We start from the raw sequence: 14893 nt of genomic DNA, 5'->3' as shown, positions 1-14893 counted from the left end.
GGTGCCACGACGGCGAGCCGGGGCACCCGAGTCGATCTGCGACACTGGTAAGGCCATGCCTAAGCCCGGAGAACTCACTTTCGTCGCCCCCCGCGGAGCCAAGAAGCCGCCGCGGCACCTCGCCGACCTCTCGCCCGCCGAGCGGAAGGAGGCGGTGGCGGGGATCGGTGAGAAGCCGTTCCGGGCGAAGCAGTTGTCGCAGCACTACTTCGCGCGGTACGCGCACGACCCGGCGGAGTGGACCGACATCCCCGCGGGGGCCCGCGAGAAGCTGCGCGAGGCGCTGCTGCCGGAGCTGATGACGGTCGTGCGGCATCTGTCGACCGACCAGGGCACCACCCGCAAGACCCTGTGGCGGCTCTTCGACGGCACGCTCGTGGAGTCGGTGCTGATGCGCTACCCGGACCGGGTGACCATGTGCATCAGCTCGCAGGCGGGGTGCGGGATGAACTGCCCGTTCTGTGCGACCGGGCAGGCCGGGCTCGACCGGAACCTGTCGACCGCCGAGATCGTGCACCAGATCGTCGACGGGATGCGGGCCCTGCGGGACGGGGAGGTCCCCGGAGGGCCGGCCCGGCTGTCCAACATCGTCTTCATGGGTATGGGCGAGCCCCTCGCCAACTACAAGCGGGTCGTCGGCGCCGTCCGCGCCCTGACCGATCCCACACCGGACGGGCTCGGGCTGTCGCAGCGCGGGATCACCGTGTCGACCGTCGGGCTGGTGCCGGCCATCCACCGGTTCGCCGACGAGGGCTTCAAGTGCCGGCTCGCCATCTCGCTGCACGCCCCGGACGACGAGCTGCGCGACACCCTCGTCCCGGTGAACACCCGGTGGAAGGTGCGCGAGGTGCTCGACGCCGGGTTCGAGTACGCCGAGAAGTCCGGCCGGCGGCTGTCCATCGAGTACGCCCTGATCCGTGACATCAACGACCAGGCCTGGCGCGGTGACCGCCTCGGACGCCTCCTCAGGGGCCGACCGGTGCACGTCAACCTGATCCCCCTCAACCCGACGCCCGGCTCGAAGTGGACCGCGTCCCGGCCCGAGGACGAGAAGGCGTTCGTCGAGGCCATCGCCGCGCACGGGGTGCCGGTGACCGTCCGGGACACCCGGGGCCAGGAGATCGACGGGGCCTGCGGTCAGCTCGCGGCCACCGAGCGGTAGTCTGAGCGCCGTACGACATCTTCACATCATCCGACATCTGTAGATCTGACGACATCTTCATATTCCGACAGGGGAGCGCCACAGCGCTGAGAGTGCGGCACCAGGCCGCAGACCCTCTGAACCTCGCCCAGGTCATTCTGGGTAGGAAGTTCGGTCACCGCTCAAGCTGTTGTGCCCCGCCCGGGTCCGCCGGGCGGGGCCGCGTCTCTTCCTGGTCAACCCCAGGAGGAAAACCAGTGCACACCAGGACGTTCGTCGCCGCGGCCGTCGGCCTCGGCCTCGGCCTCGTCACGCTGTCGGCGTGCGGATCGTCGGACGATTCCGCGTCCGGCTCCGGCTCCACCACCGTCACCCTGATCAGCCATGACTCGTGGGCCGTCTCCAAGGACGTGCTCGCGGAGTTCGAGAAGCAGTCCGGCTACCAGGTGAAGGTCCTCACCGACGGCGACGCCGGGCAGGCCGTGAACAAGGCCGTCCTCACCAAGGACAACCCGCAGGGCGACGTCTTCTTCGGCGTCGACAACACGCTCCTGTCCCGCGCCCTCGACAACGGCCTCTTCCAGCCGTACGAGGCGAAGGGGCTCGACCAGGTCGACGCCGCCTACCGGCTCGACGGCGACAAGCACCGGGTCACGCCCGTCGACTACGGCGACATCTGCGTCAACTACGACAAGGAGTACTTCGCCGACCACAAGCTGGCCCCGCCCACCTCCTTCGACGACCTGACGAAGCCCGCCTACAAGAACCTCCTCGTCACCGAGAACGCCTCCACCTCCTCGCCCGGCCTCGGCTTCCTCCTCGGCACAGCGGCCAGGTACGGCGACGACGGCTGGCAGGCCTACTGGAAGAAGCTGAAGGCCAACGGCGTGAAGGTGGTCGACGGCTGGGAGCAGGCCTACAACGAGGAGTTCTCCGGTTCGGCCGGCGGGAAGAAGGCCGGCGGCGACCGGCCGCTCGTGGTCTCCTACGCCTCCTCGCCGCCCGCCGAGGTGATCTACGCGGACCCCCGGCCGACCACCGCCCCGACCGGTGTCGCGACCGGCACCTGCTTCCGGCAGGTCGAGTTCGCGGGACTGCTGAGCAACGCGGCCAACAGCGCGGGCGGCAAGGCGCTGATCGACTTCCTGATCTCGAAGCGCTTCCAGGAGGACATGCCGCTCAACATGTTCGTCTACCCGGTGCTGAAGGGCGCGGCCGTGCCCGCCGAGTTCACCGCGTACGGGCCCGCCGCCGAGGACCCCGAGACCATGGCCCCGGCGGACATCGCCGCCCACCGCGACCAGTGGGTCAAGTCGTGGACCTCACTCGTACTGAAGTGACGAAGGCGGGCGGCCCGGCGGCCCGCACGGGCCGTTCCGGGAGCGCGGCGCGGCTCGGGCTCATGGCCCTGCCCGTCGCGTTCTTCGGGGTCTTCTTCGCCTACCCCGTCGCCGCGATCGTCGCGCGGGGGCTCGGCTCCGACGGGACGTGGCACGCCGGGCGCCTGCTCGACGTGCTCGGGGACCCCGGCATCCGGCACGTGCTGTGGTTCACCACCTGGCAGGCGCTCGCCTCCACCGCGCTCACCCTGCTGGTCGCCCTGCCCGCCACCTACGTCTTCGCCCGTCTCTCCTTCCCCGGCAAGCAGGTCCTGCGGGCCGTCGTCACCGTCCCGTTCGTGCTGCCGACGGTCGTCGTAGGGACGGCCTTCCTGGCGCTCGTCGGGCGCGGCGGACTCCTCGACGAGCTGTGGGGCGTACGGCTGGACACCACGGTGTGGGCGATCCTGGCCGCGCACGTCTTCTTCAACTACGCGGTCGTGGTGCGGACGGTGGGCGGGCTGTGGGCGCAGCTCGACCCGCGGCAGGAGGAGGCGGCGCGGATGCTGGGCGCGTCGCCGTGGCGGGCGTGGCGCCGGGTGACCCTCCCGGCCCTCGGGCCCGCCGTGGCCGCGGCCGCGCTCATGGTGTTCCTGTTCACCTTCACCTCCTTCGGCGTGGTGCAGATCCTCGGCGGGCCCGCCTTCTCGACCCTGGAGGTCGAGATCTACCGGCAGACGTCGGAGCTGTTCGAGCTGTCCACGGCGGCCGTCCTCACGATCGTCCAGTTCACCGCCGTCGGCGCGGTCCTCGCCGTGCACGCCTGGACCGTACGGCGGCGGGAGAGCGCGCTGCGGCTGGTGGACGCCTCCCTGACGGCGCGGCGGCCCCGCGGGGCCGGGCAGTGGACGCTGCTGGCCGGCGTCCTGGCCACCGTCGTCGTGCTGATCCTGCTGCCGCTGGCGGTCCTGGTCCAGCGCTCGCTGGACGCGCCGGACTTCGCCTACTACCGGGCGCTGACCGGCGACGACGGCCATGTCTTCCTCGTTCCGCCGATCGACGCGATCGGCAACTCCCTCCAGTACGCGCTCGCCGCCACCGCGATCGCCGTGGTGATCGGCGGGCTGGCGGCCGCCGCGCTGACCCGCCGGGACGCCGGACGCCTCGTCCGCGGGTTCGACGCGCTGCTGATGCTGCCGCTCGGCGTCTCCGCGGTGACCGTCGGCTTCGGGTTCCTGATCGCGCTGGACGAGCCCCCGCTGGACCTGCGCGGCACCTGGATCCTGGTGCCGCTGGCCCAGGCGCTGGTCGGCGTCCCCTTCGTCGTACGGACCATGCTGCCGGTGCTGCGCGCGGTGGATGTACGGCTGCGGGAGGCGGCGGCGGTGCTGGGGGCGTCGCCGTGGCGGGTGTGGCGGGAGGTGGACCTGCCGATGGTGCGGCGTGCGCTGCTCGTCGCGGCCGGGTTCGCCTTCGCGGTGTCGCTCGGGGAGTTCGGGGCGACGGTGTTCATCGCACGGCCCGACAACCCGACGCTGCCGGTCGCCGTGGCGCGGCTGCTGGGCCGGGCCGGTGAGCTCAACTACGGGCAGGCGATGGCCCTTTCGACAATTCTGATGCTGGTGTGCGCGGTGGCCCTGCTGGTGCTGGAGCGGCTGCGGACCGACCGGACGGGGGAGTTCTAGATGCTGCTGCGGCTCGAAGGTGCGACCGTGCGGTTCGGCGGCGGGCGGCCGGTGCTGGACGCCGTCGACCTCGCCGTCGCCGAGCACGAGGTGGTGTGTGTGCTGGGGCCGAGCGGCAGCGGCAAGTCGACCCTGCTGCGGGCGGTGGCCGGGCTCCAGCCCCTCGACGCCGGGCGGGTGCTGCTCGACGGGCGCGACCAGACGGGCGTGCCCGCGCACCGGCGGGAGCTCGGGCTGATGTTCCAGGACCACCAGCTCTTCCCGCAGCGGGACGTGGGCGGCAACGTGGCCTTCGGGCTGCGGATGCACGGCGTCCCCGGGCGGCAGCAGCGGGAGCGGGTGGCGGAGCTGCTCGATCTCGTGGGGCTGCCGGGGGCCGCCCGCCGGGCCGTCGCCGCGCTCTCCGGCGGTGAGCAGCAGCGGGTCGCGCTGGCCCGGGCGCTCGCGCCCCGGCCCCGGCTGCTGATGCTGGACGAGCCGCTCGGGCAGCTCGACCGGTCGCTGCGGGAGCGGCTGGTCGTCGAACTGCGGGAGCTGTTCGGGCGGTTGGGCACCACCGTGCTGGCGGTCACCCACGACCAGGGCGAGGCGTTCGCGCTGGCCGACCGGGTCGTGGTGATGCGGGAGGGGCACATCGCCCAGTCCGGTACGCCGCTGGAGGTGTGGCAGCGGCCGGCGGACGCGTTCGTCGCCCGCTTCCTCGGCTTCGACAACGTGGTGGAGGCGGGCGTCGCCGGGGAGGCCGCGGTCACCCCGTGGGGCAAGGTGCCGGTGCCGGCCGGCTCCCCGCAGGGGACGCGCACCCTGCTCGTCCGGCCGGCCGGGGTGCGGCTGGCCGACGCGGGCGAGGGCCTGCGCTGCACGGTCGCCGCCCGCACCTTCAAGGGCACGCATGTCGCCGTCCACCTCCAGCCGGAGGACGCGCCGCGCCTGGAGGCCGCGTGCGCGCTGCGGCTGGCGCCGGAGGTCGGGGACGTGGTGGGCGTGGTGTTCGATCCGGCCGACGTCGTCGTGCTCGACTGACCGGGCCGGTCTCCGAAGGCCGCGGACGCCGACGGCCCGCCTGCGCCGGGGTCTCCGGAGGAGGCGGGCCGTGCGGGTTCAGCGGCTGGTGCCCCGGCGGCGCATGCCGAGGAAGACCGCGCCGCCGCCCACGGCGACCAGGACGACGGCGAGGCCGACGATCAGCCCGGTGTGGGAGTCGGCGCCGGTCTCGGCGAGGTGGGACTCGCCGACGGCGGGCGAGGGGGCGTTGCTCGCGCCGGAGTCCGCGGCCGCGGTGCTCTCGCTCCCGGAGGCCGAGGCCGCCGGGGACGACGGGGCCGGCGTGGCGGACCCGGACGCGGACTCGTCCGGGGCGGGGGAGGAGTCCGACGGCGACGGCGAGGGCGTCGGGGTGGTGGCGGTGTCGTCGGCCGTGCAGGCCTTGGCCGGGGTCTTCAGGTTCGGCGTGATGTCCGCGTTGACGTCGTCGCCGGCCGTCACGTGGATCCGGTACTCGGCGTTCGGCTGCCAGTCCTCGGGGAAGGTGACGGTGACGCCCTCGGCCGAGCCGGTGACCTCCTGTTCGCCGATCTGCCTGAGGTCGGCGTTGTTGTTCTGGAGGTAGACGGTGACGACGGCGGGGGTCGCCGTCGGGTCCTTGTCGACGACCGTGATGACGCCCTCGGCGCCGTCGCAGGAGGCCGCGGCGGAGAAGTCCGCGATGTCGCAGGCCGACGCGGAGGCGGACGCCCCGAGGACGAGGGCGGCCGCGGCGGCGGCGACACCGAGCATGCGCACCGGACGGGCGGCGGTACGGCGGGATGGGGACACGTTTGTCCTTACGTGATGCGCAACTGAGGGGGGTGACCGGGGAGTTGACGCCCCTGAACTAGGCGGGCGACGGCATCCCCGGGAGGCTCACAGGTCTATAAGCGTTCCATAAGCACTGTCAACGTGCTGATGGTTCAGCACTCCTGGCTTTGCCCGCTTATTAACCGGCGATACGTTTCAGCGCCTCCGGTTCCCCCTCGTTCCCCTCACGTACGGTCCCGTGCCCGCCGTCCGACGGGCGGTCAGCCCTCGATCGACGCCGGGTCCATCCAGACGACCTCCCAGGTGTGGCCGTCCAGGTCGTCGAAGGAACGGCCGTACATGAAGCCGTGGTCCTGGGTGTCGCCGCTGGGCGTGCCGCCCGACGCCAGCGCGCGGTCGACCAGTTCGTCGACCTTCTCGCGGCTCTCGGCGCTCAGCGCGACCAGGACCTCGCTGGTCCTCGTGGCGTCCGCGATCTCCTTCTTGGTGAACGTCGCGTAGAACGGCTTGGTGAGCAGCATCGCGACGATCGTGTCGCTGATCACCACGGAGGCCGCGTTCTCGTCGCTGAACTGCGGGTTGATCGAGTAGCCCAGCCCGGTGAAGAACTTCTTCGAGGCCTCGAGGTCGTCCACGGGCAGGTTGACGAAGATCATCTGCTGGTAGGCGGAGGCGGTCATCGGTGTCTCCCATCGGTACGTGCTTCCGTGCGCGGCCCGTGCGGGGGCCCGCGTACGGCGCGTGCGGGGTGTGCGTGCTGTTCGTGGGGGTGGACCGGCGGGCCGCGCGGAACTCATCGGAGTCCGGAGATCTTTTTTCGCGTGTTTTCCGCGCGAGGGCTCAGCGGTCCAGGGGGAGGGACGCGAGCGCGGCCACGAGCAGGGTGAGGGGGACGAAGAGCACGGCGAGCGCGCCGGCGCGCAGGGCGGCCGCGCTGCGCAGCACCGTCGTCGGGGCGCCGAGGCGGAGCAGGGCCGCGGTGGTGTCGGCGCGCGCCTGACGTGCCTCCACGGCCGCGGTGAGCAGGGTGGCGAGGGCGCAGCCGGCGACCAGGAGCGCGCCGAGCGTGGTGAGCGGTCCGGCGGCCGGGTCGGCCGGGTCGTCCAGGGCGGCCAGGGCGTACGCGCCCGAGGCCACCGCGCTGACGATGCCCAGCGGGCGGCCGATGCGGGAGGCCTCCTGCATCAGACCGCGGCCGGCCAGCAGGCGCAGGGCGCCGGGGCGGACGGCTTGCAGGAGACGGCCGCAGAGGTGGGTGAGGCCGGGGCCGGCGAGGGCGAGACCGACGGCGGTGAGGGCCCAGCCCACGAGGACCGTGGCGGGACCGGTGGGGCCGCCGGGGAGGGCGAGGCGGGTGCCGTCCGTGGTGTGGGTGGCGTAGGCCTCCACGGCGAGGCCGGTGGCGAGGAGGGCCGCGCCCCAGGGCAGGGCGGTGGGGTGCGGAGCCGGGGGCTCGGGGACCTGGACGGGTGCGTCGGCCGGGTCGTCGGCTCCGGCCGGGGCGGGGGTGGCCCCGGCCGGAGCCGAAGGGGCGCCGGCCATGTCGCCCGACGCCGGGGAACCGTCGTGCGGGCCGCCCGTCGGGCCGCCAGTCGGGCCGCCAGTCGGGCCGCCCGTCGGGCCGTCCGTCCTCGCCGGTGTCCGGTTCAGCCGGAGCGGGGGGATCGCCGTCACGGCGGTGGCGCGGCCGCCCGTGGTGACCGTGGCGGCGGGGGTGGCCGGACGGGACGGCCGGCCGTCGTCGGCGGGGCGGACCGCCGCCCGCGCCCGGAACCGTCCGTAGGCCCCGAACGTCTCGCCGGGCGTGCGCGCGCCCGTCGCGAACCGCCGCAGCGCCCGCACCGCGCCCCGGGGGTTCGTCGGCCGGGCGTCCCGGGGACGCAGGGACCACGCCACCGCCGAGGAGGCCGTGGCCGGGACCAGGGCCAGCAGGGTCAGGGCCGCCGGGAGCGGGAGGGGGACCCCCGCGGCCAGGTAGCCCGCGGCCGCCCTGTCGAAGGGCATGCCGGTGAGGTCGCCGCGGAGGTGGAGGAAGACCAGCAGGGCCAGCAGGGAGCCGACGGTGGTGGACAGGGCGGTCGTCGTCGCGGAGACGGCCATCAGCCGGGCGGGACCGAGGCCGGCGGCCGCCAGACCGGGGCGGGGGCGGGTGCCGGGGTCCGTGCGGGCCACCGCCAGGGCGAGCTGGACCGTCGCCGCGACGGGGACCACGCACCAGGCCAGCCGGAGGGTGGAGGCGGCCGGGGTGCCGGGGTGGACGAGGGCGTTGCCGAGGGTGCACAGCAGGAGGAAGCCCGTGCCCGCCGAGGCCGTCGCCACCAGCAGGCGGCGCAGTTGGACGGCGGGGTGGGCGCTGCGGGTCAGGCGGAGAGCGAGCACGCCGCCCGGCCTTCCGTCTCGGCGGTGACGGGCGGCAGGTGGACCGTGTTCACCCGCCGGCCGTCCAGGAGGGACACCGTGCGGTCGGCGAGGGCCGCCGTCTCCGCGTCGTGGGTGGCCAGGACGACGGTGATGCCGTGCGAGCGGGCCGCCGTCGTCAGGGTGCGCAGGACGTGGGAGCGGTCCGCGCGGTGCAGGGGGGCGGTCGGCTCGTCGGCGAAGAGGACCGAGGGGGCGGGGGCCAGGGCGCGGGTGATGCAGACGCGCTGGCGTTCGGCCTGGGTCAGCTCGTGCGGCCGGCGGCCGGCCCGCTCGCCCACGTCGAGACGGTCCAGCCACTCCAGGGCGGAGGCCTTGGCGCGGCGGCGGCTGGTGCCGCGCAGCATCAGGGGGAGGGCCGTGTTCTCCCAGACGGTGAGTTCGGGGACGAGCACGGGGGCCGGGTCGATCCAGGAGAAGCGGTCGCGGCGCAGCCGTTCCCGGGCCATCGGGCCCATCGTGTGCACGGGGACGCTGTTGAACCAGACCTCGCCGCGCTGGGCGGGCGCGAGGCCGGACAGGCAGTGCAGCAGGGTCGTCTTGCCGCTGCCGCGCGGGCCGGTCACGGCGAGGATCTCGCCCTCCCGCACGCCGAGCGAGACCCCGCCCAGGGCGGGGGAGCCGTCGTGGTGCGTGAAGTGCAGGGACCGTGCCCACAGCACGTCGTTGTCCGGCGGGGCCTCCATGGGCGTACACCTCGGTTCAGATCTGTGGTTCCCGTGCGCTTTCCCCCGTCCGGGGGAACGAAGGCAGGGCCGATCGGTCACTGGCACGCTAGGCAGCTCATGACGGGCATCCGGACAGCACACGGCCCCGGGCGCCCGTTTCTCACTCGAACGGGCGGCGCCGGGGCCGGTGTCGGTCACTGCGGGAAGCGGACCGTGGGGCGGACCGCGGGGAGGCGGGTCCGCCCGGGGGTCACAGCTTCGTCCACGCCTCCGTCAGGGTCGCGCGCAGGATCTGCTCGATCTCGTCGAACGTCTCCTGGTTGGAGATCAGCGGCGGGGCGAGCTGGACGACCGGGTCACCCCTGTCGTCCGCACGGCAGTACAGGCCGTTGTCGAAGAGCGCCTTGGACAGGAAGCCGTACAGGACGCGCTCGGTCTCCTCGTCGTTGAAGGACTCCTTCGTCGCCTTGTCCTTGACCAACTCGATGCCGTAGAAGAAGCCGTTGCCGCGGACGTCGCCGACGATCGGCAGGTCGTGCAGCTTCTGGAGCGTGGACAGGAAGGCGCCCTCGTTGTCCAGGACGTGCTGGGTGAGGTTCTCGCGCTCGAACAGGTCGAGGTTGGCGAGGCCCACGGCCGCGGAGACCGGGTGGCCGCCGAAGGTGTAGCCGTGCAGGAAGGTGTTGTCGCCCTTGTAGAACGGCTCGGCCAGGCGGTCGGAGACGATGCAGGCGCCGATCGGGGAGTAGCCCGAGGTCATGCCCTTGGCGCAGGTGATCATGTCCGGCACGTAGTCGAACTTGTCGCAGGCGAACATCGTGCCCAGGCGGCCGAAGGCGCAGATGACCTCGTCCGACACGAGCAGCACGTCGTACTGGTCGCAGATCTCGCGGACCCGCTGGAAGTAGCCGGGCGGGGGCGGGAAGCAGCCGCCGGCGTTCTGCACCGGCTCCAGGAACACCGCGGCGACCGTGTCCGGGCCCTCGAAGAGGATCTGCTGCTCGATCTGGTCGGCGGCCCAGCGGCCGAAGGCCTCGGGGTCGTCGCCGTGGATCGGGGCGCGGTAGATGTTGGTGTTCGGGACCTTGTGCGCGCCCGGGACCAGCGGCTCGAAGGGGGCCTTCAGCCCCGGCAGGCCGGTGATGGACAGGGCGCCCTGCGGGGTGCCGTGGTAGGCGACCGCGCGGGAGATGACCTTGTACTTGGTGGGCTTGCCGACCAGCTTGAAGTACTGCTTGGCGAGCTTCCAGGCGGTCTCGACCGCCTCGCCGCCGCCGGTGGTGAAGAAGACCTTGTTCAGGTCGCCCGGGGCGTGGTGCGCGAGGCGCTCCGCCAGCTCCACGGCCTTGGGGTGGGCGTAGGACCAGACCGGGAAGAACGCCAGCTCCTGGGCCTGCTTGAAGGCCGTCTCCGCCAGTTCCGTGCGGCCGTGGCCGGCCTGGACCACGAACAGGCCGGCGAGACCGTCGAGGTAGCGCTTGCCCTTGTCGTCGTATATGTAGGTGCCCTCGCCCCGGACGATGGTGGGGACCGGGGAGTTCTCGTACGACGACATGCGGGTGAAGTGCATCCACAGGTGGTCGTACGCGCTGCGGCTGAGGTCCTTGGTGCTCACGGTTATCGGGTCCTCACGGTTATCGGGTTCCCCACATGTAGGTCTGCTTCTTCAGCTTCAGGTAGACGAAGCTCTCGGTGGAGCGCACGCCGGGCAGGGCACGGATGCGTTTGTTGATGACGTCCAGCAGGTGGTCGTCGTCCTCGCAGACGATCTCGGCGAGGACGTCGAACGAGCCCGCGGTCATCACCACGTACTCGACCTCCGGCATGTCGGTGAGCGCGTCCGCTATGGACTCCACATCGCCCTCGACGTTGATCCCGACCATCGCCTGCCGGCGGAAGCCCACGGTGAGCGGGTCCGTGACGGCGACGATCTGCATCACGCCCTGGTCGAGCAGCTTCTGGACGCGCTGGCGCACGGCCGCCTCGGACAGGCCGACGGCCTTGCCGATCGCGGCGTACGGCCGGCGGCCGTCCTCCTGGAGCTGCTCGATGATGGCGAGGCTGACGGCATCCAGGTGCGGGGTGCCGTTCTTGGACTCGCGGGAGTCCCGGTGCTCTGCGCTTCGACTGGCCACGGCCTCACTGTGCACGACGGATCGATGGTTCCGCAAGGTCGGTGCGATGAAATCCGTTGTTTACGTGATCGCATCCTGCGGATTTCGCAGTAATGGCCCAACCGGGGGTGTTGAAAACGTCGCGCTGCCGATTAGGGTGGGTGTCTCAGCGATTGGACAGTTCGACCTTGACAGGAGGCCGGCAGTGAGCACCGAGCTGCGTCGTCTGCGCAACTACATCGACGGTGAGTTCCGGGACGCCGTCGACGGACGGACCACCGAGGTGGTCAACCCCGCGACCGGCGAGGCGTACGCGACCGCGCCGCTGTCCGGGCAGGCGGACGTCGACGCCGCCATGCGGGCCGCCGCCGCGGCCTTCCCGGGCTGGCGGGACACCACCCCGGCCGAGCGTCAGAAGGCCCTGCTGAAGATCGCGGACGCGTTCGAGGAGCGCGCCGAGGACCTGATCGCCGCGGAGGTGGAGAACACGGGCAAGCCGGTGGGGCTGACCCGCACCGAGGAGATCCCCCCGATGGTCGACCAGATCCGCTTCTTCGCGGGCGCGGCCCGGATGCTGGAGGGGCGCAGCGCCGGCGAGTACATGGAGGGGCTGACCTCGATCGTGCGCCGCGAGCCGGTCGGCGTCTGCGCGCAGGTCGCGCCGTGGAACTACCCGATGATGATGGCCGTGTGGAAGTTCGCCCCGGCGATCGCGGCGGGCAACACGGTGGTCCTCAAGCCGTCGGACACCACCCCCGCCTCCACGGTCCTGATCGCCGAGATCATCGGCTCGATCCTGCCCAAGGGCGTCTTCAACGTCATCACCGGCGACCGCGACACCGGCCGCCTGATGGTCGAGCACCCCGTCCCCGCGATGGCCTCCATCACCGGTTCGGTACGCGCCGGCATGTCGGTCGCCGAGTCGGCGTCCAAGGACCTCAAGCGGGTCCACCTGGAGCTCGGCGGCAAGGCCCCGGTCGTCGTGTTCGACGACACCGACATCGCCAAGGCCGTCGAGGACATCTCCGTCGCGGGCTTCTTCAACGCCGGCCAGGACTGTACGGCCGCCACCCGCGTCCTCGTCCAGGAGGCCGTCCACGACGAGTTCGTCGCGGCGCTCGCCAAGGCCGCGTCCGAGACGAAGACGGGGCAGCCCGACGACGAGGACGTGCTGTTCGGCCCCCTGAACAACCCCAGCCAGCTCCAGCAGGTCTCCGGCTTCATCGAGCGCCTCCCCGCCCACGCCAAGGTCGAGGCGGGCGGCCACCGGGTCGGCGACAAGGGCTACTTCTACGCCCCGACCGTCGTCTCCGGCCTGAAGCAGGACGACGAGATCATCCAGAAGGAGGTCTTCGGCCCGGTCATCACCGTGCAGTCCTTCACCGACGAGGACCAGGCCGTGGAGTGGGCCAACGGCGTCGAGTACGCCCTCGCCTCCTCGGTGTGGACCAAGGACCACGGCCGCGCGATGCGCATGTCCAAGAAGCTCGACTTCGGCTGCGTGTGGATCAACACCCACATCCCGCTGGTCGCCGAGATGCCCCACGGCGGCTTCAAGAAGTCCGGCTACGGCAAGGACCTCTCGGCGTACGGCTTCGACGACTACACGCGGATCAAGCACGTGATGACGTCGCTGGACGCGTAACCACGCGGTGGGCGCGGACGGTTGACGCCGAAGGGCTTGCCGTCCGCGCGGGGGCTGATCGGGGGTCGGCGTCCGCGCGGGGGCTGATCGGGGGTCGGCGTCCGTGCGGGGGGTGATCGGGGGTCGGCGTCCGTGCGGGGGCTGATCGGGTGTCGACGGCTGTGCGGGGGCTGATTGGATGGCGATGTCCGTGCGGGGGCTGATCGGGTGTCGACGGCCGTGCGGAGGCTGATCGGGGGTCGATGTCCGTGCCGAGGGCGATCGAGGGTCGACGGCCGTGCGGAGGTCGACAGGGTGTCGTGGGTGGCCCGCCACGCTCGACGTGACGTCGATTGCCCGCGCACGGCGGGGCGGGGCAGGCTGCGCCCATGCCCCTCCCTGTCCCGCTCCCCGCGAAGACCCCCTCGCCGTCCCGTCGCTCCGTGCTGCGCGCGTCCGGTCTCGGCGCCGTGCTCGGCGTGCTCGCCGGGTGCGGGGTGCAACCCGCCTACGTCCAGCCCGGCGACCGCGCCGCCACCGACCTCTCCGCCTCCGACAAGCGGCTGACCTGGGCGAACTGGCCGCTCTACATCGACACGGACGACGACGACCCGACGCGGCGGCCGACGCTGGACGCCTTCGCCAAGAGCACCGGCATCTCCGTCGGCTACACCGAGGAGATCAACGACAACGACGAGTTCTTCGGCAAGATCAGTCCCGCGCTGATGAACCACCAGCCGACCGGCCGCGACCTGATCGTCGTCAGCGACTGGATGTGCGCGCGGTTCGTGCGGCTCGGCTGGGTGCAGGAGATGGACCGGGCCCGCCAGCCCCACGTGGCCAAGTACCTGGACCCGCTGCTGCGTTCGCCCGCCTTCGACCCGGGCCGCCGGTACACCGTGCCCTGGCAGTCCGGCATCACCGGCATCGCCTACGACCGGCGCCGGCTGGGCCGCGAGATACGGCACGTCTCCGAACTGTGGGCCGACGACCTGAAGGGGCGGGTCACCCTCCTGTCGGGCGTGGACGAGGCGTTCGCGCTGCTGATGCAGGGCAACGGCGTCGACATCACCCGCTGGACGGCGGACGACTTCCACACCGTGTGCGATCAGGTGGAGCGGAAGGTCCACTCCGGCCACATCCGCCGCTTCACCGGCAACGACTACACCAAGGACCTGGTCAGCGGCGATGTCCTGGCGTGCCAGGCGTACTCCGGCGACGTCATCCAGCTCCAGGCGGACAACCCCGACATCCGCTTCGTCGTGCCCGAGGAAGGCGCGGAGCTGTGGTCGGACTCCCTGATGGTCCCCGACCTCGCCGGGCACAAGGCCAACGCCGAGCGGCTGATCGACTACTACTACGAGCCCGAGGCCGCCGCCGAGCTCGCCGCCTGGGTCAACTACGTCTGCCCGGTGCCCGCGGCGCAGGCCGTCCTCGCCGACTCCGACGACGAGGAGACCGCCGCGCTCGCCGAGAACCCGCTGATCTTCCCCGACGCCGGCATGCGGCAACGGCTCGCGGTCGCACGGGACATCACGTCGACGGAGCGGCTGGAGTTCGCCAGGCGGTGGAACGGGATCGTCGGGTTGTGACGGTGGGGCGTCGGTCGGCGGTCGTCGCGATGTTCGCCGATGCCCGCGCCGCGACGTTCGCGGTGCGGGCTGTGATCGGGTTCAACTCCGGTGACGCGACGGGCCGGTGTGGACGGGCGGCCGTCCCTCGGCCGGACCGGTGCTCAGCAGCACGAGGGCTCGGCGGCGGTGGACAGCGGCGACCCGTCCGACGGGCCGACGTCGGCCGCTGACGCCCAGGAGCCCGGGGCGGCACCGGCCGGCAGCACCCGGTTGACCGGGTCGGCTTGTACGGGGGAGGCGGCGACGCCGAGGGCGAGGGCTGCGCCGAGTACGGCGCCGATGGCTGTTCCGAGGATGCGCACAGGTGGTCTCCTTCGTGATCGCGTGGAGGGGGTCGGAAGAACACCCGGTGGCTGGGCGGGTCCGTGTCACCTGCGCCGCTGTCGGGGTGGCAGCCAGAGTCGTCGTCCGCGGCGCAGGCGTCAACGGCCGTCCCTGTCCGGCCTTGTCCGGGACAGTGTCCGAGCCGGTCAGGGCCCGAGGTGCCGACAGC

13 protein-coding genes and 1 riboswitch are annotated in these 14893 nt (G+C 72.3%); of the genes, 6 read left to right on the top strand and 7 right to left on the bottom strand.

The genetic code is table 11. From position 1 onward, the window contains the following. Positions 1 to 55: 55 nt before the first annotated feature. The 4 genes from rlmN (at position 56) to ACFYWQ_RS28680 (ending at position 5168) form a co-directional block, all read left to right on the top strand. Positions 56 to 1162 (top strand): 23S rRNA (adenine(2503)-C(2))-methyltransferase RlmN, encoded by a 1107-nt coding sequence (gene rlmN / locus ACFYWQ_RS28695; RefSeq protein ID WP_389520235.1) that lies wholly within the window; start codon positions 56 to 58, stop codon positions 1160 to 1162. Between the two features lie 59 nt (positions 1163 to 1221). Further along, positions 1222 to 1328, top strand: a riboswitch (TPP riboswitch). 70 nt (positions 1329 to 1398) lie between these two features. Further along, on the top strand, positions 1399 to 2481 hold the full coding sequence (locus ACFYWQ_RS28690; RefSeq protein WP_389520233.1) for a thiamine ABC transporter substrate binding subunit: 1083 nt from the start codon (positions 1399 to 1401) through the stop codon (positions 2479 to 2481). Beyond that, positions 2457 to 4145 (top strand): ABC transporter permease, encoded by a 1689-nt coding sequence (locus tag ACFYWQ_RS28685; protein ID WP_389520231.1) that lies wholly within the window; start codon positions 2457 to 2459, stop codon positions 4143 to 4145. Before ACFYWQ_RS28690 ends, ACFYWQ_RS28685 begins: the two co-directional genes overlap by 25 nt. Continuing rightward, complete coding sequence (locus ACFYWQ_RS28680; protein WP_389520230.1) at positions 4146 to 5168, top strand: ABC transporter ATP-binding protein; 1023 nt, start codon at positions 4146 to 4148, stop codon at positions 5166 to 5168. It abuts the gene before it with no gap. A 78-nt stretch (positions 5169 to 5246) separates the two neighbouring features. Here ACFYWQ_RS28680 and ACFYWQ_RS28675 read toward each other — a convergent pair whose 3' ends face one another. From ACFYWQ_RS28675 to ACFYWQ_RS28650, 6 genes are all read right to left on the bottom strand, one after another. Beyond that, positions 5247 to 5960: an LAETG motif-containing sortase-dependent surface protein gene (locus ACFYWQ_RS28675; RefSeq protein ID WP_389520228.1), complete on the bottom strand. Its 714-nt coding sequence runs from the start codon at positions 5958 to 5960 to the stop codon at positions 5247 to 5249. Between the two features lie 242 nt (positions 5961 to 6202). Then, entirely contained in the window at positions 6203 to 6622 is a 420-nt protein-coding gene (locus ACFYWQ_RS28670) for a VOC family protein (RefSeq protein WP_389520226.1), read from the bottom strand. 160 nt (positions 6623 to 6782) lie between these two features. Beyond that, a complete protein-coding gene (locus tag ACFYWQ_RS28665; protein ID WP_389520224.1) occupies positions 6783 to 8321 on the bottom strand; it encodes a hypothetical protein in 1539 nt (512 codons plus the stop codon). Further along, the gene (locus ACFYWQ_RS28660) at positions 8303 to 9046 is read right to left on the bottom strand and encodes an ABC transporter ATP-binding protein (protein WP_389520223.1); all 744 of its coding nucleotides are present in this window, start codon (positions 9044 to 9046) and stop codon (positions 8303 to 8305) included. The genes ACFYWQ_RS28665 and ACFYWQ_RS28660 overlap by 19 nt, the downstream gene beginning before the upstream one ends. A 232-nt stretch (positions 9047 to 9278) precedes the next feature. Next, positions 9279 to 10643, bottom strand: a complete 1365-nt coding sequence (locus tag ACFYWQ_RS28655) for an aspartate aminotransferase family protein (RefSeq protein ID WP_389520221.1) — start codon at positions 10641 to 10643, stop codon at positions 9279 to 9281. Positions 10644 to 10662: 19 nt separating this feature from the next. Further along, complete coding sequence (locus ACFYWQ_RS28650) at positions 10663 to 11178, bottom strand: Lrp/AsnC family transcriptional regulator (RefSeq protein ID WP_389520219.1); 516 nt, start codon at positions 11176 to 11178, stop codon at positions 10663 to 10665. A gap of 169 nt (positions 11179 to 11347) precedes the next feature. On the opposite strand from ACFYWQ_RS28650, the gene ACFYWQ_RS28645 reads away from it, so the two are divergent. Continuing rightward, on the top strand, positions 11348 to 12787 hold the full coding sequence (locus ACFYWQ_RS28645) for a gamma-aminobutyraldehyde dehydrogenase (RefSeq protein ID WP_389520217.1): 1440 nt from the start codon (positions 11348 to 11350) through the stop codon (positions 12785 to 12787). 368 nt (positions 12788 to 13155) lie between these two features. Continuing rightward, positions 13156 to 14358, top strand: a complete 1203-nt coding sequence (locus ACFYWQ_RS28640; protein ID WP_389520216.1) for an extracellular solute-binding protein — start codon at positions 13156 to 13158, stop codon at positions 14356 to 14358. A 143-nt stretch (positions 14359 to 14501) separates the two neighbouring features. On the opposite strand, the gene ACFYWQ_RS28635 is transcribed toward ACFYWQ_RS28640, so the two are convergent. Continuing rightward, positions 14502 to 14702, bottom strand: coding sequence for a hypothetical protein (locus ACFYWQ_RS28635; RefSeq protein WP_389520214.1), 201 nt, complete (start codon positions 14700 to 14702; stop codon positions 14502 to 14504). Between the last annotated feature and the right edge of the window lie 191 nt (positions 14703 to 14893).

It is taken from the genome of Streptomyces sp. NPDC003247 (assembly GCF_042888135.1).
Lineage (GTDB): Bacteria > Actinomycetota > Actinomycetes > Streptomycetales > Streptomycetaceae > Streptomyces.
This window is presented reverse-complemented; position numbering and strand designations above follow the sequence as displayed.